This window comes from Pelomonas sp. Root1237 (assembly GCF_001425055.1).
Classification (GTDB): domain Bacteria; phylum Pseudomonadota; class Gammaproteobacteria; order Burkholderiales; family Burkholderiaceae_C; genus Pelomonas.
This window is the reverse complement of the sequence record NZ_LMDK01000016.1, coordinates 1070888-1093255: the sequence shown is the minus strand read 5'-3', so window position 1 is coordinate 1093255 and position 22368 is coordinate 1070888. Positions and strand designations below refer to the sequence as shown.

The window sequence follows — 22368 nt, the reverse complement described above, 5'->3', positions numbered from 1 at the left end:
GCTTCACTCACCTCCCGGCTCGGGCGTGCGCGCAATGACCCAGGCCTGCACGCTCATCGCGCCGGCCTGCAGCAGCACATGGGCCAGCTCGAACAGCGTCGCGCCGCTGGTCATCACGTCGTCGAGCAGCGCGACGCAGGTGCCGCGCAACTGCGCCGCGCGCAGCGGCTCGACGGCGAAGACGCCGCGCACATTGGCTGCGCGCGCCTCCAGCTTCAGGCTGGCTTGGGCAGCGTTGTGGCGTACCCGCAGCAGCATCTCCGGCTCGCAGCGCAGGCCGCGCCGGCGCGCCAGCGCCTTGGCCAGCTCGTGTGCCTGGTTGTAGCCGCGCTCGCGCAGGCGGTCGTTCGACAGCGGCACGGGCAGCAGCCAGTCTGGCGCGTCGACCTCGGCCGCGGTCAGCGCCGTATTCAGGCGCTCCAGCAGGCTCTCGCGCAGTTCCAGGGCCTGGTGGTATTTGAAGTGCTGCAGCAAGCCGTCCCAGGGGAAGCGGTAGTCCAGCGCAGCCACGGCGCGGTCCAGCGGTGGTGCCGCGTGCAGGCAGCGCCCGCATTGGGGGCGGGGCCTGCCGGTCAATTCGATGGGCAGCCTGGCCGCGCAGGTCCAGCAGCGCGGCTGCGGGCGTGCGTAGAGGGCCAGGCAGGCTTCGCAGATGGTCTGGTGGCTCCAGGCGCGGCAGACGGCGCACTGGCCGGCGCAGCGCAGCAGGACTTTCTCGATCAGAGCAGGCTTCGTTGCCGACAGGGAGCGCTCGGGCATCGGCTCAATATACTGACCGCTCCATGAGTGAACCGGCTTCGACCCCTACTTCAAACAAGGGGCCGCGGCCCCAGGACCTCGACGCCGCCGCCGTTCGCCACCAGGCGCGCCGCCTCGCGGCCGCTGCGCAGCCGCCGTGGTTGCACGACGAGGTCGCCGGGCGCATGGCCGAACGCCTGACCTATATCAAGCTGCAGCCGAACCGCGTGCTGGACGCATCGCCGGCCTTGGGCGCCAGTGGCGAGCTGCTGCGCCTGGCTTACCCGAGCGCGGAGTTGCTGTGGCATGAAGCCGACACGGCGCTGGCGGCTCGCGCGGCCGAGAAGCGCCAGCGCAACTGGTGGCAGAAGCTGCGTGGCGCCTCCTCCGGTCATGTCGATTCGCTGCCAGCGTTGCCCCAGGTCGACCTGTTGTGGTCCAACATGGCCCTGCATGCCTGCGCCGACCTGCCGGAGCTGCTCGACACCTGGCAGGCCAGCGTCGCGGTCGGCGGCTTTGTGATGTTTTCCTGCCTGGGCCCGGACAGCTTCGTCGAACTGCGGCCGTTGTATGCGCGCGCCGGCTGGGGCCGGCCGACGCCTGACTGGTGGGACATGCATGACATCGGCGACCTGGTGCTCAAGGCCGGCTTTGCCGACCCCGTCATGGACCAGCAGCGGCTGCGCCTGACCTGGGCCACGCCCGAAAGCCTGCTGGCCGACCTGCGGGCGCTGGGCGGCAACCTGGCGCCCGCGCGCTTCGCCGGCTTGCGCGGTCGCAAGTGGAAGGCGGCACTGCTGGCGCAGCTGGAAACGCTGCGCGACGGCGAGGGCCGGCTTGCGCTGACGGTAGAGCTCGTCTTCGGCCACGCCTTCAAGGCGGCGCCGCGGCTGACGATGGCGGCCGAGACCCATGTGTCCATCGACGCCATGCGCGCAACGCTGCGCAAGGGCCGTGAAACCGGGTGAAGGGGGATGAAGGGGGTGAATCCCCGGGGGCGGCATGGGCCGTCCCTCTCGGAGCCTGGGCTAAAATCCCGCGCCGCATAGAGGGCTTTGGGGCAACACCCGGCTCAACCCACGGAACTTGCCTCCCAAATCCAGCTGTCGGGCTGGACAAGCAAGCCCCGCTCTTCAAAGAACCAAGTGACAACCATGACGATGATGAACGCACGAGTGCATAGCGCCTCACGCGCTTGGGGCCGTTGGGCCACGGCGGCGATGGCGGCCCTGGCGGCCGGCCCAGCCCTGGCGGTCAACGACCTGAAGGGCGGCCCCGGCGTCAATCAGCTCAATCTGCACGAGCCAGTCACGCGCATCGCGGCCGACCAGATGTGGCTGCACAACTTCGTGATGATCGTCTGCCTGGTCATCTTCTTCGCGGTGTTCGGGGTGATGTTCTATTCCATCTTCAAGCACCGCAAGTCCAAGGGCGCGGTGTCGGCCAACTTCCACGAGAGCGTGGCCGTCGAGATCGCCTGGACGGTGGTGCCTTTCCTCATCGTCATCGGCATGGCCCTGCCGGCGACCAAGGTCGTCGTCGCGATGAAGGACACCACCAACGCCGACGTGACCATCAAGGCCACCGGCTACCAGTGGAAATGGGGCTACGACTACCTGAAGGGTGAAGGCGAAGGCATCGGCTTCCTGGCCACGTTGGACACCGCCCAACGCGAGTCATCCAACACCGGCAAGCCCGAGCCGGTCGACAACTACCTGCTCAAGGTCGACAACCCGCTGGTCGTGCCGGTGGACAAGAAGGTCCGCATCATCACGACGGCCAACGACGTCATCCACGCCTGGATGGTGCCGGCCTTCGGCGTCAAGCAGGATGCCATCCCCGGCTTCGTGCGCGACACCTGGTTCAAGGCCGAGAAGATCGGTGACTACTACGGCCAATGCGCCGAGCTGTGCGGCAAGGAACACGCCTACATGCCCATCCACGTGAAGGTCGTGTCCGCCGAGGACTACACCAAGTGGGTGGATGGCAAGAAGAAGGAAATCGCCGCCAAGGCCGATGACCCGAACAAGGTCTGGGAGCAAGCCGCCCTGGTCGCCCGCGGCGAGAAGGTCTATGGCGCCAATTGCGCCGTCTGCCACAAGGCCGACGGCTCGGGCGCCGGCCCGATCAAGCCGCTGGACAAGTCGCCGGTCGTGCTCGCCGAAGACAAACTGCAGCAGGTTCAGGTCGTGCTGAACGGCCGCATGGACAAGGGCATGCCCGCCTGGAAGCAGCTCAGCGATACCGACATCGCCGCCGTGATCACGTACACGAAGAACAGCTGGTCCAACAAGACGGGCCAGACGGTGCAACCGGCCGAAGTGCTGGCCGCCCGCAAGTAATCGACCGAACGCCGAATCAGAGGAAATCACATGAGTGCAGTGCTCCCCCCCCACGGCGCGGTCGGTGGCCATGACGGCCACGCCCACGATCACGATCACGACCACCACGATGATCACCACGCACCCCACGGCTGGCGCCGCTGGGTGTTCGCGACCAACCACAAGGACATCGGCACCCTCTACCTGCTGTTCTCCTTCACGATGCTGATGGTCGGCGGCATCCTGGCCCTGTGCATCCGCGCCGAGCTGTTCCAGCCGGGCCTGCAGTTCTTCAACCCCGAACTCTTCAACCAGTTCACGACCATGCACGGTCTGATCATGGTGTTCGGCGCCATCATGCCGGCCTTCGTCGGCTTCGCGAACTGGATGATCCCGCTGCAGATCGGCGCGGCCGACATGGCCTTCGCGCGGATGAACAACTTCAGCTTCTGGCTGCTGATCCCTGCGGCCATCATGCTGGTGGGCAGCTTCTTCATGCCCGGCGGCGCCCCCGCTGCCGGCTGGACGCTCTATGCGCCGCTGACGCTGCAGATGGGCCCGTCGATGGACGCCGGCATCTTCGCGATGCACATCATGGGCGCCTCGTCCATCATGGGCTCGATCAACATCATCGTCACCATCCTCAACATGCGCGCCCCCGGCATGACGCTGATGAAGATGCCGATGTTCGCCTGGACCTGGCTGATCACGGCCTATCTGCTGATCGCCGTCATGCCCGTGCTGGCCGGCGCCATCACGATGACGCTGACCGACCGCCACTTCGGCACCGCCTTCTTCAACCCCGCGGGCGGCGGCGACCCGGTCATGTACCAGCACATCTTCTGGTTCTTCGGCCACCCCGAGGTCTACATCATGATCTTGCCGGCCTTCGGCATCGTCAGCCAGATCGTGCCGGCCTTCGCCCGCAAGCGCCTGTTCGGCTACGCCTCCATGGTGTACGCGACGGCGTCGATCGCCATCCTGTCCTTCATCGTCTGGGCTCACCACATGTTCGCCACCGGCATGCCGGTGACGGGCCAGCTGTTCTTCATGTACGCGACCATGCTGATCGCCGTGCCCACGGGCGTGAAGATCTTCAACTGGCTGGCGACGATGTGGCGCGGCTCGATGACCTTCGAGACGCCGATGCTGTTCGCCGTCGGCTTCATCTTCGTGTTCACGATGGGCGGCTTCACCGGCCTGATCCTGGCGATGGCACCGGTCGACATCCAGCTGCAGGACACCTACTACGTCGTGGCCCACTTCCACTACGTGCTGGTGGCCGGCTCGCTGTACGGCATGTTCGCCGGCTACTACTACTGGTCGCCGAAGTGGACCGGCGTGATGTATTCGGAGACCCGCGGCAAGATCCACTTCTGGGGTTCGCTGATCTTCTTCAACATCACCTTCTTCCCGATGCACTTCCTGGGTCTGGCCGGCATGCCGCGTCGCTATGCCGACTACCCGATGCAGTTCGCCGACTTCAACGCGATTGCATCCATCGGCGCCTTCGGCTTCGGCCTGATGCAGGTCTACTTCTTCCTGTTCGTCGTCGTGCCGGCCATGCGCGGCAAGGGTGAGAAGGCGGCGCAGAAGCCCTGGGAAGCCGCCGAAGGCCTGGAGTGGGAAGTGCCGTCGCCGGCGCCCTTCCACACCTTCGAAGAGCCGCCCAAGCTGAACGCTTCGGCCACCAAGATCGTCGCCTGATGGCCATGACGCCCGAACAGCGCAAAGCCAACCGACGGCTGGGATTGATCCTGCTGTCGATTGCCTTGATTTTCGGCATCGGCTTCGTCACGAAGATGGTGCTGCTGGCTCACTGACATGATGAAGCCCCCACGCGCACTTCGTTTGCTGCCCCCCGAGGGGGCGCGTCAGCGCCTTCGGGCGGCCGGGCGGCACTGACATGCGCTTCCTGGCCGCTCTGCATCGCGACAACCGGCAGCTCGTCATGAAGCTGGCGGTGGTGGTCGCGTTGATGTTCGGCTTCGGTTACGCGCTGGTGCCGCTGTACAAGGCCATCTGCAATGCGCTGGGCATCAACGTGCTGTCGCTGGCCGAGCGCCAGACCGCGCTTTCTGCCAAAGGCATCGCCGACGGCAACGGCCAGATCGACTTCAGCCGTGAAATCACGGTCGAGTTCGACGCCAATGCCCGCGGTCCCTGGGACTTCAAGCCGGCGGTGCGCCATCTGACGGTGCACCCGGGCGAACTGACCCAGGTCATGTACGAGTTCCGCAACGTGCAGGACCGCACCATGGCGGCCCAGGCCATCCCGAGCTATGCGCCGATGCAGGCGAGTGCGCATTTCAACAAGCTGGAATGCTTCTGCTTCAACGAATACACGTTGAAGCCGGGCGAGAGCAAGCAGTGGCCGGTCGTGTTCGTCATCGACCCCAAGCTGCCCAAGGATGTGAAGACCATCACCCTGTCCTATACCTTCTTCGAGGTGGCGGGCAAGGGCGGTGTGAAGTTGGGCCAGGCGCCTGGATCCCGTTCAGCGACGGGAGCCGCGCTGTGAGCGAAGCCGGCAAGGATCTGAAGGAAGCCGTGGGCCGCAAGGCCTCGTTCGCCCAGACGATCTCGGCTGTGGCCTGGAGTTTTTTCGGCGTGCGCCGGGGCAAGGACCATGAGAACGACATGGCCAAGCTCAACCCGGTGCATGTGTTGATCGCGGGCGTGCTTGGCGCCGCCCTGTTTGTATTGGTGCTGGTGCTGCTGGTCCGTTGGGTCATCAGCAGTGGCGTGGCCGGGGCCTGAGGGCCCGAGCCGCAACAGAGTTCAGAACGAGCGAGTACTAGGAGAACAACATGTCGGCAGCGACTACCCCGGGCAAGACCCCGTACTACTTCGTCCCGGCGCCTTCACGGCATCCGGTGATGGCCGCGATCGGCCTGTTCTTCGTCATCCTCGGCGCGGGCCAGTGGGTCAACGGCCATGGCTGGGGCATGTACTCGCTGTTCGGCGGCCTGGCCTTCTGGGCCTTCGTGCTGCAGCAATGGTTCCGCCAGGCCATCGGCGAGAGCGAGGGCGGCCTGTACAGCGACCGTATCGATGTCTCCTTCCGCTGGAGCATGGGCTGGTTCATCTTCTCGGAGGTGATGTTCTTCGCCGCCTTCTTCGGCGCGCTGTTCTGGTCCCGCCTGTACTCGGTGCCGGTGCTTGGCAGCCTGGAAAACGCCTTGCTGTGGCCCGACTTCAAGGCCATCTGGCCCAGCACGGCGCCCGGCTTTACCGCTGCGCCGGCGGGCACCGTCGAGGCTTTCAGCACCATGGGCCCCTGGCCCATCCCGACGATCAACACGGCCCTGCTGTTGACCTCGGGCGTCACGCTGACCATCGCCCATCACGCGCTGATCGCCGGCAACCGCGGCAAGACCATCCTGTGGATGTGGATCACCGTGCTGCTGGGCGCGACCTTCGTCGGCTTCCAGGCCTATGAATACCACCACGCCTACACCGAGCTCAACCTGAAGCTGACCTCCGGCATCTACGGCTCGACCTTCTTCATGCTGACCGGCTTCCACGGCTTTCACGTCTGCGTGGGCGCACTGATGCTGCTGTTCATCACCATCCGCCTGATGAAGGGCCACTTCACGCCGGAGCGCCACTTCGGCTTCGAAGGCGCCGCCTGGTACTGGCACTTCGTGGACGTGGTGTGGCTGGGCCTGTACGTCATCGTCTACTGGATGTGACTTCCCGGTCTCGCAATGAGAAAGCGCCGCAGCAGCGGCGCTTTTTTGTTGTTGAAGCTCAGGATTTCACCGGCAGTCCGGTCGGCTGTATCCAGCCCATCTGCCAGCTCAGCAGGATGATCAGGAACAGCGTCACCGACACGGCGACCCGCACCGCCAGCGCACGGGCCATGTTGGGGCTTTTCTTGTTGCCGCCCTTGCGCAGCATGAAGAAGCCGGCCGCGCCGAGCGCGCCGAGGATGCCGATGAAGGCGATCAGGATCACGAATTTCATGGTGTCGAATTATCCGCCCGGAGGTTTTGCATGACCGCCAGGCGTTGGCTGGTGCTGCTGGCGGCCCTGCTGGGCGCCGCGCTGACGGCGCGGCTGGGCGTCTGGCAGCTTGACCGTGCCGCGCAGAAGATCGCGTTGCAAGCAGCCATCGAGGCCGAAGCCGACAAGCCGGCGCTCACCGAGGCCGAGTTGGGCGGCGAAGGCCAACTGCACCGCCGTGTGGCCCTGCGTGGCACCTGGATGGCCGAACGCACGATCTGGCTGGACAACCGGCCCATGGACGGCCGCACGGGCTTCTTCGTCGTCACGCCGCTGCGCCTGGCGGGCCGCGACGACGTCGTCCTGGTACAGCGCGGCTGGGCGCCGCGCAATCAACTCGACCGCCAGCAGCTGCCCCCCTTGCTCACGCCGCCCGGCGAGGTTGCCGTCGAAGGGCGGCTGGCGACGTCGCCCTCCCGGCTTTACGAGCTGGGCGAAGGGTCGGCCGGCACGATCCGGCAAAATCTCGACCCTGCGGCCTTCGCCGTCGAGTCCGGCCTGAAGCTCTTGCCGCTGACCGTCGTGCAGACCGCCACCGATTCGCCCGACGACACGTTGCTGCGCCATTGGCCAGCGCCCGACCTCGGCCTGCAAAAACACTATGGCTATGCCTTTCAATGGTTTGCGCTCTGCGCGCTGATCGTCGGTCTCTATGTCTGGTTCCAACTCATCCGTCCCCGGCTCCGCCGTCAGCAGTCCTGAACCGCTGAGCTTCGCGGTGCACAGCCTGCCCGATCCCGGCACGACGGGGCAGCAGCGCGTCGGCCGCTGGAAGATGCTGCTGGTGCTGGCCATGTGCGCGGCGCCGGTCGTCGCCTCCTACTTCACCTTCTACGTCGTCAGGCCCAGCGGCTCGGCCTATGGCGAACTGATCGCGCCTGCCGTCGACATGCCTGCCGACCTGCCGCTCACCGACCTGCAGGGCAGGGCGGTCGCGCCGGCTTCCTTGCGGGGTCAATGGCTGCTGGCCGTCGTGCACGGTTCCGACTGCCCGGCCGCCTGCGAACAGCAGCTCTTCGTGCAGCGCCAACTGCGCGAGATGCTGGGCAAGGAGCGGGCGCGCGTGGACAAGCTCTGGCTCATTCCCGATACCGGCACGCCGCGCCCCGAAGTGATGGCTGCCGTCAGTCAGAAGGGCGCCGAAGTGACCGTGCTGCGCGTGCCCAGGGACCGGTTGGATGCCTGGCTCAAACCCGCCTCGGGCAAGGCGCTGGCCGACCATTTCTACATCGTCGACCCCATGGGCAACTGGATGGAGCGCGCCCCTGCCGAGCCCGAGCCCAAGAAGCTCAAAGCCGATCTCGACAGGCTGCTGCGCGCCAGCGCCAGCTGGGATACGGCAGGCCGATGAACGACCTGCTGGTCCCTCTTGGCCAGGTCGCCGCCATCGGCGGCGCGGTCGCCATCGGCCCACTGCTCTGGTGGCGCCAGCGCTCGCGAAGCGCGACGCCGGCAGGGCGGCTGCGCGCGCTGACCCTGCTGACGCTGTTCCTGACCTTCGACCTCATCGTCTTCGGCGCCTTCACGCGCCTGACCGATTCGGGCCTGGGCTGCCCGGACTGGCCGGGTTGCTACAGCGCTGCAAGCCCGGCCGGCGCCCACGACCACATCGAGGCCGCCCAGACCGCGATGCCCACCGGCCCGGTCACGCACGGCAAAGCCTGGATCGAGATGGTTCACCGCTATCTGGCCAGCGGCGTGGGCCTGCTCATCCTCGTCATGGCTGCGCTGAGTTGGCGGCTGAAGCGGCGGGGCGCAGAGACCGCACCATCGCCCTGGCTGCCGACGCTGACGCTGGCCTGGGTCTGCGTGCAGGGGGCCTTCGGCGCGCTGACGGTCACGATGAAGCTCTTCCCGGCCATCGTCACGCTGCACCTGCTGCTCGGCATCGGCCTCTTGATGCTGCTCGCCTGGCAGCACGAGGCCTACGAGCCGCGGCCGATCATCGCGCCGTCGGCGTTGCGCCGTGCGGTCGCCGTCGTCCTTGTGCTTGCACTTGTCCAGGTCGCCCTTGGCGGCTGGGTCAGCACGAATTACGCCGTGCTGGCCTGCGACGAATTCCCCACCTGCCACGGCGGCCAGTGGTGGCCGCAACTGGACTTCGCGCAGGGCTTTCAGCTCTGGCGCGCACTGGGCCAGCGCGCCGACGGCGGCTGGCTCGGGTTCGAGGCGCTGGCCGCCATCCACACGGCCCATCGCATCGGCGCGGGCGTCGTCTTTGCGGCCATCCTGGCACTGGCCTGGCGGCTGCGTCGGCATGCGGCGAACTGGTCCAACTGGCTGCTCGCCGCGGCTGGCTGGCAGCTCGCCTCCGGCCTGTCCAATGTCGCGCTCGACTGGCCTATCGTGGCTGCCCTCGCCCACACCGCTGGCGCCGCTCTGCTGCTAGCCCTGCTCACCATCTTGCTCGCGCGCCTGAGGGCGCAAACTTGACCATGGCCTCCACGTCCACCGCCAGCGCCTTCGTGCACAGCCCGCGCTGGCAGCAGTTCTACCAGCTGACCAAGCCGCGCGTCGTCCAGCTCATCGTCTTCTGCGCAGCCATCGGCATGGCCCTGGCCGTGCCCGGCCTGCCCTCGCCGGAACAGGCCCTCACCATGCTTGCCGCCGTCGCTGGCATCTGGCTGGTCGCCGGCGCTGCGGCCGCCTTCAACTGCCTCATCGAGGACGGCATCGACGCGCGCATGAAGCGCACCGCCTGGCGCGCCACGGCCAAGGGTGAGCTCAGCCGTACGCAGACGCTCACCTTCTCGGCCCTGCTGTGCGCAGCCGGCATGGCGCTGCTGGGTTTCTACGTCAACGTGTTGACGATGTGGCTGACCTTCGCCACCTTCATCGGCTATGCCGTCATCTACACCGTCATCCTGAAGCCGATGACGCCGCAGAACATCGTCATCGGCGGCGCCTCGGGCGCCATGCCGCCGGTGCTGGGCTGGGCCGCGCTGCGTGGCGACCTCGGCCCCGAGCCCTGGCTGCTGTGCTTGATCATCTTCCTGTGGACGCCGCCGCACTTCTGGGCGCTGGCGCTGTACCGCGCTGAAGATTACGCGCGCGCCGGCCTGCCCATGCTGCCCGTCACGCACGGCAACGACTACACGCGGCTGCAGATCCTGCTCTACACCTGGGTGCTGTTTGCGGCCACGCTGCTGCCCTTCCTGACCGGCATGAGCGGCTGGTTCTACCTCGCCAGCGCCGTCGCACTCGGCCTGGGCTTCTGCGGCTATGCCTTCCGGCTGTGGCGCTCGTATTCGGAGATGCTGGCGCGGCGGACCTTCTGGTTCTCCATCTGGCATTTGTCGCTGCTCTTTGCGGCGCTGTTGATCGACCACTACATCGCATGAACACCCGTCGTTTCGCGCTGACCGCGCTGGCCGCACTGTCGTTGGCCGCCTGCCAGAAGGCGAGCCCCGACAAGCCTGCCTTCAAGGGCATCGACCTGACCGGCGCCGAGTACGCCCGCACGCTGAACCTGACCGACCAGGACGGCCGCGCCCGCTCGCTGGCTGACTTCAAGGGCAAGGTGCTGGTGGTCTTCTTCGGCTACACCCAATGCCCCGACGTCTGCCCGACGACGATGGCCGAGGTGGCCGAAGTCAAGCGCAGCCTGGGCGCGGACGGCGACAAGGTGCAGGGCATCTTCGTCACCGTCGACCCGGAGCGCGATACGGCGCAGCTGCTCAAGGCCTATCTGGCCAGCTTCGATCCCAGCTTTGTCGGCCTGCGCGGCAGCGAGGAGCAGACGAAGGCCGCGGCCAAGGAGTTCAAGGTCTTCTACGCCAAGGCGCCGGGCAAGACACCCGAGACCTACACGATGGACCACACGGCGGCGAGCTTCATCTTCGACACCGAAGGCCGCGTGCGCGTTTACGCGCGCTACGGCTCGGGCGCCCAGCCGCTGGCGGACGACATCAAGCTGCTGCTGGCCGAAGCCAAAAAGTAGAAAAGGCCCCGAGGGGCCTTTTACTTGGAGCCGAGGAGGTCAATCAGGCCGCTTCGGTCAGCGCCTTCTTCATCTTCTTCATCGCCGCCACCTCGATCTGGCGGATGCGCTCGGCCGACACGCCGTATTCGGCAGCCAGCTCGTGCAGCGTCATGCCGCCCGACGAATCGTCGTTCACCTTCAGCCAGCGCTCCTCGACGATGCGGCGGCTGCGCGCGTCCAGCACGTCCAGGGCGCGGTGGATGCCGTCGCCGGCCAGTTCGTCGCGCGAACGCGCCTCGATGACGCGGGTCGGCTCATGGCTGTCGTCGGCCAGGTAGGCGATGGGCGCGAAGCTCTCGCCATCGTCGTCGGTCTGCGGCTCCAGCGCCACGTCGCCGCCCGACATGCGGGTCTCCATCTCCAGCACTTCCTCGCGCTTGACGTTCAGCGTGCTGGCGACATGGGCCAGTTCGGCCTCGGTGAGCGTGTTGCGATGCGTCTGGCCGTCGGCCTGGTCGGCCTTCATCTGGTGCTTCATCGAGCGCAGATTGAAGAACAGCTTGCGTTGGGCCTTGGTCGTCGCGACCTTGACCATGCGCCAGTTCTTCAGGATGTACTCGTGGATCTCGGCCTTGATCCAGTGCATGGCATAGCTCACCAGGCGCACACCCTGGTCCGGGTCGAAGCGCTTGACGGCCTTCATCAGGCCGACATTGCCTTCCTGGATCAGGTCGCCCTGGGGCAGGCCGTAGCCCATGTACTGGCGGGAGATAGCCACCACCAGGCGCAGATGCGACAGCACCATGCGGCCGGCGGCTTCCAGGTCGCCCTTGTCGCGCAGGCTGCGCGCGGCGGACCCTTCTTCCTCGGCCGTCAGCAGCGGCAGGCGGTTGACGGCGGAGATGTATGCGTCCAGATTGCCCAGCGAAGGCACCATGGCCCAGGGGTCGCGGACGGCAATGGCAGAAGAGGCGGACATCGTCATGAATCCTTGCTAAACCGCGGCGCGGAATGCCGCGGTGAGCAGGATATTAGCACTCTGGTTTGGCGAGTGCTAAGTCAGTTCGTGACGGTGCTGGAATGCAATGTTTCCAACGGTGAAACAGTCAGCGATCGCTAACTTTCCTTCAGTCGACCAGGCCGAAATCCGGGCTTTTGATCATGGCCTCGATATCCAGCAGGATCAGCATGCGCTCGCCGAGCTTGCCCAGGCCGGTGATGAAGCGGGCGTCCAGGGCGGCGGCCACTTCCGGGCGCGGCTTGATCTCGTCGGCGCTCAGTTCCAGCACGTCGGACACCGAATCCACGACGACACCGACGACGCGGCCGGCCACATTGAGCACGATGACGACGGTGAAAGCGTTGTATTCACCGGCCTGGCCCAGGCGGATGCGCAGGTCCACGATGGGCACGATGACGCCGCGCAGGTTGACGACGCCCTTGACGAAGGCCGGTGCATTGGCAACGCGGGTGGGCGGCTCGTAAGAGCGGATTTCCTGCACGCGCAGGATGTTGAGGCCGTATTCCTCTGCGCCGATGCGAAAGGTCAGGAACTGGCGACCATCGGTGCGTGCCAGGGCCTGCACGGCCTGGGCACCGGTGCTGGGAACGAGATCGGTGGAACTCATCGGGCGCTGACGCGTGTTGGGGACTGGGCCCTCATTCTGCCCCCGCTACGACGGAGCCCGGCGCCAACAATTCATCGACCAGGGCGAGCAATTCACGCACGTCCAGCGGCTTGGTCAGATAGTGCTGGGCGCCCGCCACCTCGGCGGCGGCGATCTGCTCGGGCTGGGCATTGGCCGACACGACGACGACGGGGGGAAGCGGCTGGCCCAGCTCGCGCATGCGGCTCAGCAGCGTCAGACCGTCGCCGTCGGGCAGCTGCCAGTCGAGCAGCAGCAGGGCCGGCGGGCGCTCGCGCAAGGCGCGCAGGCCGGCTTCAACGGTCGGCGCCACTTCCAGCTCGATGCCGGGCCGCTGCTCCAGGATGCCGCGCATGACTTCGGCGTTGAGCGGGTTGTCCTCCACGTAGAGCACGCTCCGCTGGGGGCTGGGGCGCGGGCTGGTCGGTTCGTCCGGGGCTGTCTCCTGGGACAGTGCAGCGGCAGCGCCGCTGGCCGGCAGCCTCAGCACGAAGCAGGCGCCGGGGCCGTCCTGCTCTTCGGCGCGCAGGCTGCCGCCCATCATCTCGGCCAGGCGCTGGCTGATGACCAGGCCGATACCCGTGCCCGGCAGGCCGCTGCGCTCGCGGCCCAGGCGGTTGAAAGGTTGGAAGAGGGCGGCGCGCTGCTCTTCGGTAAGGCCCAGCCCGGTGTCGCGCACGGCGATTTCGACCCACCCCAGCTCAGGACGAGCCACCTCGACGCTGACGCTGCCGCCTGGGCGGTTGTACTTGACCGCGTTGCTGAGCAGGTTGGTCAGGATTTGGGTAACCCGCGTGGGGTCGCCGACGAGGCGCACGGCGGCCGGGTCGATACGCTGGCTGATGGCCAGGCCGCGCTCTGCGGCTTGACCTTGCACCAGCGCCAAGGCCCGGGCCAGCAGCGGCGGCAGCTCCAGCAGCACAGGCTCCAGGCGCAGCGAGCCTGCCTCGATGCGCGACAGGTCCAGCGTGTCGTTGATCATTTCCAGCAGATGCCAGCCGGCCTGGGCGATCTGCTGGGCGCGTGCGCGCTGGCCCGGTGCCAGCGGTTCACCGGCGTCCATCTGCATCAGCTGCGTGAAGCCGAGGATGGCGTTCATCGGTGTGCGCAGCTCATGGCTCATGCGCGACAGGAACTCGCTCTTGGCCTGGTTGGCCGCCTCGGCGGCCTCGCGGGCGCGGTCCAGCTCCTCGATGCGCAATTGGTCGGTGATGTCCTCGATGATGCCCACCAGCCGGTGTGGCCGGCCGTCCGCGCCGCGCAGCAGGCTGACCAGCACGCGCGCATGGGCGGTGCTGCCGTCGGGACGGATATAGCGCTTCAAGCGGCGGTAGAACGGGATCTCACCGCGCATCAGCCGGCGTGCCAGGCGGATGTCCTCACGGCGGTCATCGGCATGGGTCACGTCGATGGAGCGCTTGTTCGCGAGCGCCTCGGCCGTGTAGCCGACCAGATGGCAGAAATGGGCATTGACCTCCTGGAAGCCGCCGTTGAGGTCGGTGAAGGCGATGCCGATGGGCGCAGTCTCGAAGATGCTGTGAAAGCGTTGCTCGCTCTGGCTCAGCGCGCGCTCGCCCTGGGCGCGGTTGGCAACCTCGCGCTCCAGCGCGGCGGTGCGTTCCTGCACCAGCGCCTCGACATGCTGGGTGCGGCCCGACATCAGCAGCAGCAGCGCGCCCACCATGGCCGTGGCCAGCAGGCCGACGAGGGCGAAGGCCCAGCTGCGCCCCGGCGCCTGCACCAAGCCGGGCAGGTCATAGATGCGAATCTCCCATGACCGGCCGCCGAACTCCAGCGGCATCTTGACCAGGGGCAGGTCGGCACCCCCACGTTGCACGGCCTCGCAGCCCAGGCGCCCGCCCAGTCGCGGATAGAGCGCGCCGCGCTCCAGGTCGACGAGACAGGCGCCGAGATGCTCGGGCCAGTTGGCCGCCAGGCGCGACAGCAGCAGGTCGGGCCTCAGCGTGGCGAAGACGACGCCGTCCAAGGCCTGCTCGCTGGGCGCCGCCTGGCCCCGGTAGAGGGGCTGGTAGACCACAACGCCGACCGCGGCCTCCTTGTCCTGCGACAGCTGGAAGCCCGCCGACGCCACCGGTTTCCCCAGCGAAGCGGCGCGCTCGATGGCCGCGCGCGCGCCGGGGATGGTGCGCACGTTCACGCCCAGCGCGCCGGCATTGCGCGACAGCGGTTCGATGAGGCGGATGGCCAGCATGTCCTCGTCCGCCGGTGGGCGCAGGTCGCCGGCACGCAGGCGGTCGCGCGCCTGGTAGCCGCCGGGAAAGGCATCGGCCGCGGCAGCCGCGTTGAAGCGGTCGACGTCGGCGCGCGCAACACGCAGCGTCAGGCCCAGCGCGATCAACGGGCTCTCCTCGGTCAGGAAGCCGCTCGTCGCTTGGGCGAACTCCGCGCGCGTCGGCCTTGGTTTGACCTTGACGAGGCCGTGCACGCCCTCCAGTGCCAGCAGCGGCTCGCGCAGCCGGCCGGCCAGGTCCTGGGCGGCGCTGGTCGCGTCGCGCGTGAAGTCGGCGCGGTTGCGCTGGCGGTCCCATTCCATCGTGACGGCCACGCCCAGGCCCACGAGCAGCGTGGTCAGCAGCATCGGCAGGCCGACGCTGAAGCGCCGCGTTGCCCAGGCCGAACGCGGCTGGCCGATCAGGGCCAGGGTGATCGGCGTGGCGATGAGCACGCCCATCAGGTCGCCGGTCCACCAGATCGTCCAGACCAGGCCCATCTGCGCGGTGGCGATGACGCCGAAGGCCTTCAGCACCAAGCTCGCGCAAGTTGGGCTGACGACGCCCGCCAGCGCCGCCGCGAACAGATAGCCGGCGATCTCGCGCGGCGAGGCCAGCACCAGCGGCCGGCCGCACCAGCGCCGCATCAGCAGCGTGCCGGCCACTGCCTGGGCGGCGGCACCCAGGCCGATGCCCAGGGCCAGCGGCAGCACGCCGCTCAGTTCGTTCATCGTCGTGGCCTGCACGATGAAGGACCCCAGGGCCACGGCCGGCGTGTAGCGCAGGCCCCAGACAAGCAGCACGGCCAGGCCCCAGCCGGCGGCGGGGTAGATGGGCGCGACCTGGTAGGGCGGCAGCACCATCAGCAGGCCCAGCCGCGCCAGCACGTAATAGACGGCGACGATGGCCGCCGACAGCGCCAGGTAGCGGCCCACGTCGCGGGCGCTCAGCGGCCGCATGGCCTTCATTCGGCCTGGGCCTCCCTCAGCGTCTGCACGACGGGCCGCTGCAGCACGCCGCGCAGGCTCCACCAGCCGGCGCTCCAGGCCAGCAGCGCGCCGCAGGCCGCGCCAACCAGCGGCACCCAGGGCTTGATGTGCCAGTCGAACTCGAAGACGAAGCGCGCCAGCAGGGCCGCCAGCACCAGCGCCACGGCGCCGGCCAGGAAGCCGGCCAGGGCGCCGACACCCAGCAGCTCGGCGCGCTGCACCTGGGCCAGCAGCGACGACGGCGCGCCCAGCGCCCGCATCAGCGCGAACTCACGCGTGCGCGCCTCGCGCGTGCTGCCCACGGCCGCCAGCAGCACGACCAGGCCGGTCGCCAGCGTGAAGCTGAACAGGAACTGCACCGCCTGGATGACCTGATCCAGCACGCCCTGCACCTGATTGAGCTGGGCCGACACGTCGATGACCGTGAGATTGGGGAACTGGCGCGCCAGCTCGCGGTCCAGCTTGGTGGCCGGCGGGCTGCGGTAGGCGGCGATCTGCGTGGACGGCAGGTCGGGCAGTTCTGCCTTCTCGAACAGCACGAAGAAGTTGACGCGCATGGACGACCAATCGACCTTGCGCAGATTGGTGATGCGCCCCTGCACGGGCTGGCCGGCGATGTCGAAGGCCAGCGTGTCGCCGAGCTTCAGGCCGAGCGTCTGGGCCAGGCCTTCTTCGACGCTCAGGCCGGTCTCGTCGGGCTTGGCATCACCCCAGCGGCCGCTGGTGATCTGGTTGTGGGCCGGCTTGTCGGCCGTGTGGCTGAGGTTGAACTCGCGCTCGGCCAGGCGCTGGGCGCGTTCCTCGGCAAAGCGCTTGGCCTGCACCGGCTCGCCGTTGATCGCCGTCAGGCGGCCGCGGATCATCGGGTACCAGTCGTAGTCCTTCACGCCGGCGTCGGTCAGCGTCTTGCGAAAGGCTGTTGCCTGGTCGGGCTGGATGTTGATGACGAAGCGGTCCGGTGCGGCCGCCGGCGTCGCGCGGCGCCAGCTGTCGATCAGGTCGGTGCGCAGCAGCACCAGCAGCGCCAGCGCCAGCAGGCCAACGGCCAACGAGGACACCTGCATGACTGCAAAGCCCGGCCGTGCCGCGACCTGGCGCGTGGCCAGCAGCAGCCAGCGCGGCACGCCCGCACCGCTGACATTGACCGGCACCAGCCGGCGCAGCAGCCACACCGCCGCCCAGGCCAGCAGCGCGAACAGCAGCACCGCGGCGGCAAAGCCTGCGGCGGCGATGGCGCCGAGCTTCACGTCGCCTGCCAGCACGACGAGGATGGCCGCGAGGCCCGCCACACCCGCGCCGAGCACCAGCAGTGAGCCGGCCTTGGGCGCGCCGAGGTCGCGGCGGATGACGCGCAGCGGCGGCACGGCGGCGAGCTGCAGCACCGGCGGCAGGCCGAAGCCCAGCAGCAGCGACAAGCCCAGGCCCAGGCCCAGCAGCGCCGGCCAGATGCTGGGCGGTGGCAGGTCGACGTCGATCAGCCCGGCCAGTAGCGACACGAAAACCTGGTGCAGGGCCAGGCCGCCCAGCACGCCGACCGCGCTGGCGCTCAGGCCTGCGAGCAGGAACTCCAGCCCGTACGCCCAGGCGATGCGGCGCTGCGGCTGGCCGAGCACGCGCAGCATGGCGCAGTCGTCCAGATGGCGGGCTGCAAAGTCGCGTGCCGCCAGCGCCACGGCCACGGCTGCGAGCAGGGCTGACAGCATGGCCACCAGGCGCAGGAAGCGGGCCGCGCGGTCCAGCGTCTGGCGCATCTCGGGGCGGCCGGACTCCAACGACTCCAGGCGCACGCCGCGCAGCTTGTCCTTCTCGACGAGTTGCTCGGCGCCGGCCACGAAGCGGCCGACGGCACCCGGTGCTGCGCCCGGGCCGGGCACGACCGCCATGCGGTAGGTGAGGCGGCTGGCGGGCTGCACGAGACGGGTGGCGGCGAGGTCGGCCTCGGCCAGCATGACGCGCGGCGCGAAGCTCATGAACCCAGCGCCGCGGTCGGGCTCGGTCTCGATCAGCGCGGCGAGCTTCAGCTTCGCGTCGCCGAGCAGCAGCGAGTCACCGAGCTTCAGCCCCAGGCCATCGGCTACGGCCGGATCGACCCAGACCTCGCCGGCGGCTGGCGCACCGCTGCGGCCGGGCAGGGCCTCACGCAGCTTGATGCTGCCGCGCAGCGGATAACCCGCACCAACGGCCTTCACGGCCACCAGCCGGCTCTCGCCGCCATGGGCTTCGTCGCTGCGCGCCATGCTGGGGAAGGTGGCCGTGCGCACGGTGGTCAGGTTCTGGGCGGCGGCCAGGTCGACGAGGGCAGGGGCCGTGGGCTGGTCACTGGCAACGACTGCATCGCCGCCCAGCAGCTTGGCTGCGTCGCGGCGCAGGCCCTGGTCGAGGCGGTCGGACAGGAAGGCCACAGCGCACAGCGCCGCGACGGCCAGGGCCACGGCCAGCATCAGCAAGCGCAACTCGCCGGCCCGCCAGTCCCGCAGCAACTGGCGCCAGGCGATCAGCAAAGTGGCAGGCGGACGCTGGGCGGGCGAGGCGGAGGACGTCATGCGCGCGACTGTAGCCGTGGGAATCGCATTCAGCCCTGTAAACTCGCGGCCCATTGCGGGTGTAGTTCAATGGTAGAACTTCAGCTTCCCAAGCTGACTACGTGGGTTCGATTCCCATCACCCGCTCCAAATGCCAACGGCCCCACTCGGGGCCGTTGGCATTTGGGGTGGGGGCTTGGGATGAGAACCCACGGTTCGCTCAAGGACAGCCGGTGGCTGTCCTTGGACGGCGCCGTGCGCCGGGCCGAGTACCAGCGAGGCCGATGGATCGGTCCGACCGATCCATCGCATTCCGAGCATTCCCTTCCCGCCGCCGTCAGCCCTCTACCCAGCTGACGCGCCCACGCCCCGCAGCCTTGGCCAAATACAGCGCCTTGTCCGCCGCCTCGACGAGCCCCTGGGCCTGCGACCCCGCTGACACCCCCAGGCTGATCGTCACGCAGCCCTCCACCCCCGGATGCGGCAGCGACAACGCCCTCACCGTGTCCTCCATCAGCTGCGCCACCCCGATCGCCCCTGCCAGATCGGTGTCCGGGAGCAGGCAGACGAACTCCTCTCCGCCGTAGCGCGCCAGCAGATCGGTAGGCCGCCTCAAGCAAGCCCGCAGCGCCCCCGCCACGCGCCGCAGGCAGTCGTCCCCCGCCAGATGCCCCAGCGCATCGTTGTAGCGCTTGAAGTGGTCGACATCGGCGAGCACGATGGCCAGTGGCGAGCGCGAGCGCTGCGCACGCCGGGCTTCGGCGATGAAGCGCTCGTCGAAATGCCGGCGGTTGTGCACGCCGGTCAGCCCGTCGATGAAGGCGAGCTCGCGCAAAAGGTCCGACTGGGCTTTCAAGGTCAGCTGGGTCCGCACCCGCGCCCGCACGACGGTGGGATTGAAGGGCTTGGTGATGAAGTCGGCCGCGCCGGCGTCCAGCGCGCGGGTCTCGTCCTCGGGCTGGTCCTGCGCGGTCACGAAGATGACGGCGATGCTGCGCAGCAGCGGGTCGGCCTTCAATTCGGCGCAGAGCTGGTGGCCGTCCATGCCGGGCATCTGCACGTCCAGCAGCACGAGGTCGGGCTGGCGGTCGCGGCACAGCTGCAGGGCGCGGCTGCCGTCGGTGGCCATCAGCACCTGGCAATCGCTCGCGAAGACGCGGTGCAGGGCCTGGATGTTGACCGGCTGGTCGTCGACGATGAGCAGGCGCGGGCGGCGGCCGGCCGGCGCGTGGCCGGGCGTCAGCGGTGCGCGGTCAGGCAGGGAGAGCTGCATCATGTCGGGGCCTCCAGCGTCGTGCGCAGGCGGCGGCACAGCGTCAGCGCGGTGCCGAAGTCGAGGGCTTCCATGGCCGAATCGAGGGCAGTCACCGTGCCTTCATCGCCCTTCTGCCGCAGCCGCTCGCGCAGGCCCTGGTGGAAGTCGAGCGCAGCGAGGTCGGCGCCGTCGAGCAGTTCGGCGAGGGCATCCACGTGCTGGGCGAGGCTGCCGGGCGCTGCGGGCCGCTGCTGTTCGGCGAGATCGTCATGCAGGGCCTGGCGGGCGTGCAGGTCGGCGGCGAGCCGGTCCAGCGCGGCAAGATCGGCCTGGCGGCGCTCGAGAAAACGGCGGCGCCAGTCTTCGTCGGGCGCGCCGGCATGTTCACCTTCGGCGGCCAGGGCCGCCAGTTCCCCCGCGCCGAGCATGGCGGCCAGCCCGCGGTAGCCATGCAGGCCGCGCGTGGCGGTACGGCCACCCTCGGCCAGGGCCCGGGCGAGCTTGCGGTCCTGTTCGTGCAGGGCGGCCAGCGTGCGTTCGAACAGCTCAATGCGGCCGGACATGCGCGCCAGCGCCTCGGCCAGCGCGATGCCGGCACGGCCCGCGTCGGCCAGCAGGGTGGGGGGCAGCTCGGCGGCCACGGTCCTGGGCGCCGTGGGCGCAGCGCCGCAGCGCCGGCTGATCACGGCGACCAGTACGTCGGGGTCGAAGGGCTTGCCGATGTGCTCGTCCATGCCGGCCTCAAGGCAGGCCTGGCGTTCGGCATCCAGCGCGCCCGCCGTCATCGCAATGATGGGCAGGGTCAGGCCCAGCTGGCGTCGGATCAGCCGCGTGGCTGTCGTTCCATCCATGACGGGCATCTGCACGTCCATCAGCACGGCGTCAAAGCCGCGCCGGCCGCGGGTCTGGGCGAGCAGGGTCAGGGCCTGCTGGCCGTCGCCGGCCAGGCTGATCTGGGCACCTTCGAGTTCAAGCAGTTCGCGCGTGACCTGCTGGTTGCCGGGGTTGTCCTCGACGACGAGGAGATGCAGGCCGGCCAGGCGCTGCGGTGCCGGTTCGGGCGGCTCGCCGTCACTGCAGCGTGCCTGGATGGCCGCGCTGACGGCCTGGCTCAGCAGGGTCGCGGTGATGGGCTTGACGAGGAAGCCGTCGAGCAGGGCCTGCTCGGCCGCGCTGCGTTGGGCCAGGCGTTCGCGGTCGTAGCTGGTGACCATCAGGATCAGCGGCTCGGGGCCGAGGCGCTGGCGCAGGTGCACGGCGGTCTGCCAGCCATCCATGCCGGGCATGACCCAGTCGAGCAGCACGACCTCCGGCGTGCCGCTGGTGATCAGCTCCAGCGCCTCGGCACCGCTGGCCGCCAGGCGTGCCGTCCAGCCCAGGGATTGGGCCAGTGTGCCGATGACCCGGCGTGCCTCGGCATGGTCGTCGATGACGAGGGCCTGTAGGGCCTGGCGCGGCGCCGGCGCGCACTCCTCGGCGGGCAAGGGGAAGCTCAGAGTGAAGCTGAAGCGGCTGCCCTTGCCGGGCGTGCTTTCGATGTGGATGTCGCCGCCCATCAGGCGCACCAGGCGGCGGCTGATGGCCAGGCCCAGGCCGGTGCCGCCGAAGCGTCGGGCCGTTGACGCCTCGGCCTGGGCAAAGCCCGAGAAGATGCGCTGCTGCTGCTCGGGCGCGATGCCGATGCCGGTGTCGCGCACCGAGAAGGCGAGCACGACGCTGCTGGCGTTCTGCGACACGAGCGAGATGCCGAGCACGACCTCGCCGGCCTGCGTGAACTTGATGGCGTTGCCGGCCAGGTTGATGAGCACCTGCTGCAGGCGCAGTGCATCGGCGACCACGACCGGCGGCAGGGCGGGGTCGAGGTCGAACAGCAGCTCGAGCTCGCGCTTGTCGACGTTGGCGGCCAGGATGACGGAGAGGTCGCGCAGCAGCTCGTCCAGGCGTGTCGGGTGCGGGTCCAGGCCGAGGTGGCCGGCTTCGATCTTGGAGAAGTCGAGGATGTCGTTGAGCAGGCCGAGCAGGCCACGCGCGGCGCCTTCGCTCTTGACGGCGTAGTCACGCTGGCGGGCGTCCAGTGGCGTCTTCTGCAGCAGGCGCAGCATGCCCAGCACGGCATTCATCGGCGTGCGGATCTCGTGGCTCATATTGGCCAGGAAGCGCGTCTTGGCTTGTGACGCGCGCTCGGCGGCGAGACGGGCCTGGGCCTGGGGCGTCAGGTCGAGGACTGTCAGCACGAGGCCACCATCGGGAAGGGGCGCCGTGCGGGCCTCGATGAGGCGCTCGCCGGTGCGGTAGGTCTCGAGGCGGTTGGCGCGCTGGTCGCGGCCCAGGGCCAGGGCCGCGTCGACCGCGGCGCGGGCCTGTTCGCCTTCGCCATAGTCGCCGCGGGCGGCGAAGAAGAGGATCAGATCGTCGAAGCGCAGCGGCGGTTCTTCGAAAAGGGAGGCCGGCACGTTGAGCAGGCGCTCGAACTCGGCGTTGTGCACGAGGAGACGGCGTTCGGCGTCGAAAACGGCCAGGCCGCAGGGCAGGTGGGCAATGACCTCGCGGATCAGGGGGCTGGGCGTGCCGGGCGAGGGGCTCGCGGCTGCAGGACCGGCCTGAGGCTGGGCGTCACCGCCGGCTTGCATGTCCCACGCCATCACGCCCCCGAGCCGCTGCTGCCCGGCCATCAATGCCGGGCGCTTCGAGTCTAGGGCGGCCCCGTCAGGGCGCCGGGCCGGGGTCGCTACAAGA

The 22368-nt window shown here is 68.7% G+C and carries 20 protein-coding genes and 1 tRNA gene; 13 read left to right on the top strand and 8 right to left on the bottom strand.

Features of this window, described 5'->3' with window-relative positions; genetic code table 11:
• Window positions 1-3: 3 nt before the first annotated feature.
• Complete coding sequence (locus tag ASC91_RS17760; protein ID WP_056199415.1) at window positions 4-759, bottom strand: ComF family protein; 756 nt, start codon at window positions 757-759, stop codon at window positions 4-6.
• 23 nt (window positions 760-782) lie between these two features.
• On the opposite strand from ASC91_RS17760, the gene ASC91_RS17755 reads away from it, so the two are divergent.
• The 7 genes from ASC91_RS17755 (at window position 783) to ASC91_RS17730 (ending at window position 6754) form a co-directional block, all read left to right on the top strand.
• Window positions 783-1706, top strand: coding sequence for a biotin synthase (locus ASC91_RS17755; RefSeq protein WP_157281734.1), 924 nt, complete (start codon window positions 783-785; stop codon window positions 1704-1706).
• 195 nt (window positions 1707-1901) lie between these two features.
• The gene (gene coxB / locus ASC91_RS17750) at window positions 1902-3080 is read left to right on the top strand and encodes a cytochrome c oxidase subunit II (RefSeq protein WP_394326335.1); all 1179 of its coding nucleotides are present in this window, start codon (window positions 1902-1904) and stop codon (window positions 3078-3080) included.
• Between the two features lie 30 nt (window positions 3081-3110).
• Window positions 3111-4766, top strand: a complete 1656-nt coding sequence (ctaD, locus tag ASC91_RS17745; protein WP_056199408.1) for a cytochrome c oxidase subunit I — start codon at window positions 3111-3113, stop codon at window positions 4764-4766.
• Complete coding sequence (locus tag ASC91_RS30370; protein ID WP_394326330.1) at window positions 4766-4882, top strand: cytochrome oxidase small assembly protein; 117 nt, start codon at window positions 4766-4768, stop codon at window positions 4880-4882. Before ctaD ends, ASC91_RS30370 begins: the two co-directional genes overlap by 1 nt.
• Before the next feature lie 83 nt (window positions 4883-4965).
• Entirely contained in the window at window positions 4966-5580 is a 615-nt protein-coding gene (locus tag ASC91_RS17740; RefSeq protein WP_056199405.1) for a cytochrome c oxidase assembly protein, read from the top strand.
• Window positions 5577-5819, top strand: coding sequence for a DUF2970 domain-containing protein (locus tag ASC91_RS17735; protein WP_056199402.1), 243 nt, complete (start codon window positions 5577-5579; stop codon window positions 5817-5819). Before ASC91_RS17740 ends, ASC91_RS17735 begins: the two co-directional genes overlap by 4 nt.
• A 50-nt stretch (window positions 5820-5869) precedes the next feature.
• A complete protein-coding gene (locus ASC91_RS17730) occupies window positions 5870-6754 on the top strand; it encodes a cytochrome c oxidase subunit 3 (protein ID WP_056199399.1) in 885 nt (294 codons plus the stop codon).
• 58 nt (window positions 6755-6812) lie between these two features.
• Here ASC91_RS17730 and ASC91_RS17725 read toward each other — a convergent pair whose 3' ends face one another.
• Window positions 6813-7028 (bottom strand): DUF2909 domain-containing protein, encoded by a 216-nt coding sequence (locus ASC91_RS17725; protein ID WP_056199395.1) that lies wholly within the window; start codon window positions 7026-7028, stop codon window positions 6813-6815.
• A gap of 30 nt (window positions 7029-7058) precedes the next feature.
• Here ASC91_RS17725 and ASC91_RS17720 point away from each other — a divergent pair, with 30 nt between their 5' ends.
• The 5 genes from ASC91_RS17720 to ASC91_RS17700 are packed head-to-tail and all read left to right on the top strand — an operon-like array spanning window position 7059 to window position 11007.
• The gene (locus ASC91_RS17720; protein ID WP_056199392.1) at window positions 7059-7769 is read left to right on the top strand and encodes an SURF1 family protein; all 711 of its coding nucleotides are present in this window, start codon (window positions 7059-7061) and stop codon (window positions 7767-7769) included.
• A gap of 16 nt (window positions 7770-7785) precedes the next feature.
• Complete coding sequence (locus ASC91_RS17715) at window positions 7786-8418, top strand: hypothetical protein (RefSeq protein WP_327082885.1); 633 nt, start codon at window positions 7786-7788, stop codon at window positions 8416-8418.
• Window positions 8415-9500: a heme A synthase gene (locus ASC91_RS17710; protein WP_056199387.1), complete on the top strand. Its 1086-nt coding sequence runs from the start codon at window positions 8415-8417 to the stop codon at window positions 9498-9500. Before ASC91_RS17715 ends, ASC91_RS17710 begins: the two co-directional genes overlap by 4 nt.
• 2 nt (window positions 9501-9502) lie before the next feature.
• Complete coding sequence (gene cyoE / locus ASC91_RS17705) at window positions 9503-10408, top strand: heme o synthase (RefSeq protein WP_056199384.1); 906 nt, start codon at window positions 9503-9505, stop codon at window positions 10406-10408.
• Window positions 10405-11007 (top strand): SCO family protein, encoded by a 603-nt coding sequence (locus tag ASC91_RS17700; RefSeq protein WP_056199381.1) that lies wholly within the window; start codon window positions 10405-10407, stop codon window positions 11005-11007. The genes cyoE and ASC91_RS17700 overlap by 4 nt, the downstream gene beginning before the upstream one ends.
• A 43-nt stretch (window positions 11008-11050) precedes the next feature.
• On the opposite strand, the gene rpoH is transcribed toward ASC91_RS17700, so the two are convergent.
• The 4 genes from rpoH to ASC91_RS17680 form a co-directional block, all read right to left on the bottom strand.
• Window positions 11051-11968 (bottom strand): RNA polymerase sigma factor RpoH, encoded by a 918-nt coding sequence (gene rpoH, locus ASC91_RS17695; protein ID WP_394326329.1) that lies wholly within the window; start codon window positions 11966-11968, stop codon window positions 11051-11053.
• Between the two features lie 148 nt (window positions 11969-12116).
• Window positions 12117-12617 (bottom strand): chemotaxis protein CheW, encoded by a 501-nt coding sequence (locus ASC91_RS17690; RefSeq protein ID WP_056199375.1) that lies wholly within the window; start codon window positions 12615-12617, stop codon window positions 12117-12119.
• 31 nt (window positions 12618-12648) lie between these two features.
• Window positions 12649-15825, bottom strand: coding sequence for a CHASE domain-containing protein (locus ASC91_RS17685; protein WP_056199371.1), 3177 nt, complete (start codon window positions 15823-15825; stop codon window positions 12649-12651).
• A 5-nt stretch (window positions 15826-15830) separates the two neighbouring features.
• Window positions 15831-18398 (bottom strand): ABC transporter permease, encoded by a 2568-nt coding sequence (locus ASC91_RS17680; protein WP_056199369.1) that lies wholly within the window; start codon window positions 18396-18398, stop codon window positions 15831-15833.
• Window positions 18399-18453: 55 nt separating this feature from the next.
• Between ASC91_RS17680 and ASC91_RS17675 the strand changes: the two genes are divergently transcribed.
• A tRNA-Gly gene (locus ASC91_RS17675) sits at window positions 18454-18527 on the top strand.
• A 187-nt stretch (window positions 18528-18714) separates the two neighbouring features.
• Here ASC91_RS17675 and ASC91_RS17670 read toward each other — a convergent pair.
• Window positions 18715-19653 carry a diguanylate cyclase gene (locus ASC91_RS17670; RefSeq protein WP_327082884.1) on the bottom strand — a complete coding sequence of 313 codons (939 nt, stop codon included), beginning with the start codon at window positions 19651-19653 and terminating at the stop codon, window positions 18715-18717.
• Window positions 19650-22262, bottom strand: a complete 2613-nt coding sequence (locus ASC91_RS17665; RefSeq protein WP_162247812.1) for a response regulator — start codon at window positions 22260-22262, stop codon at window positions 19650-19652. Before ASC91_RS17665 ends, ASC91_RS17670 begins: the two co-directional genes overlap by 4 nt.
• Window positions 22263-22368: the final 106 nt, after the last annotated feature.

Coding starts and splice junctions, on each gene's coding strand:
- ctaD (WP_056199408.1), top strand. CDS start 3,111: ATGAGTGCAGTGCTCCCCCCCCACGGCGCGGTCGGTGGCCATGACGGC.
- ASC91_RS17685 (WP_056199371.1), bottom strand. CDS start 15,825: ATGCGGCCGCTGAGCGCCCGCGACGTGGGCCGCTACCTGGCGCTGTCG.
- ASC91_RS17755 (WP_157281734.1), top strand. CDS start 783: ATGAGTGAACCGGCTTCGACCCCTACTTCAAACAAGGGGCCGCGGCCC.
- ASC91_RS17700 (WP_056199381.1), top strand. CDS start 10,405: ATGAACACCCGTCGTTTCGCGCTGACCGCGCTGGCCGCACTGTCGTTG.
- ASC91_RS17760 (WP_056199415.1), bottom strand. CDS start 759: ATGCCCGAGCGCTCCCTGTCGGCAACGAAGCCTGCTCTGATCGAGAAA.
- ASC91_RS17720 (WP_056199392.1), top strand. CDS start 7,059: ATGACCGCCAGGCGTTGGCTGGTGCTGCTGGCGGCCCTGCTGGGCGCC.
- ASC91_RS17710 (WP_056199387.1), top strand. CDS start 8,415: ATGAACGACCTGCTGGTCCCTCTTGGCCAGGTCGCCGCCATCGGCGGC.
- ASC91_RS17680 (WP_056199369.1), bottom strand. CDS start 18,398: ATGACGTCCTCCGCCTCGCCCGCCCAGCGTCCGCCTGCCACTTTGCTG.
- cyoE (WP_056199384.1), top strand. CDS start 9,503: ATGGCCTCCACGTCCACCGCCAGCGCCTTCGTGCACAGCCCGCGCTGG.
- coxB (WP_394326335.1), top strand. CDS start 1,902: ATGAACGCACGAGTGCATAGCGCCTCACGCGCTTGGGGCCGTTGGGCC.
- ASC91_RS17740 (WP_056199405.1), top strand. CDS start 4,966: ATGCGCTTCCTGGCCGCTCTGCATCGCGACAACCGGCAGCTCGTCATG.
- ASC91_RS30370 (WP_394326330.1), top strand. CDS start 4,766: ATGGCCATGACGCCCGAACAGCGCAAAGCCAACCGACGGCTGGGATTG.
- ASC91_RS17665 (WP_162247812.1), bottom strand. CDS start 22,262: ATGCAAGCCGGCGGTGACGCCCAGCCTCAGGCCGGTCCTGCAGCCGCG.
- rpoH (WP_394326329.1), bottom strand. CDS start 11,968: ATGTCCGCCTCTTCTGCCATTGCCGTCCGCGACCCCTGGGCCATGGTG.
- ASC91_RS17725 (WP_056199395.1), bottom strand. CDS start 7,028: ATGAAATTCGTGATCCTGATCGCCTTCATCGGCATCCTCGGCGCGCTC.
- ASC91_RS17730 (WP_056199399.1), top strand. CDS start 5,870: ATGTCGGCAGCGACTACCCCGGGCAAGACCCCGTACTACTTCGTCCCG.
- ASC91_RS17690 (WP_056199375.1), bottom strand. CDS start 12,617: ATGAGTTCCACCGATCTCGTTCCCAGCACCGGTGCCCAGGCCGTGCAG.
- ASC91_RS17670 (WP_327082884.1), bottom strand. CDS start 19,653: ATGATGCAGCTCTCCCTGCCTGACCGCGCACCGCTGACGCCCGGCCAC.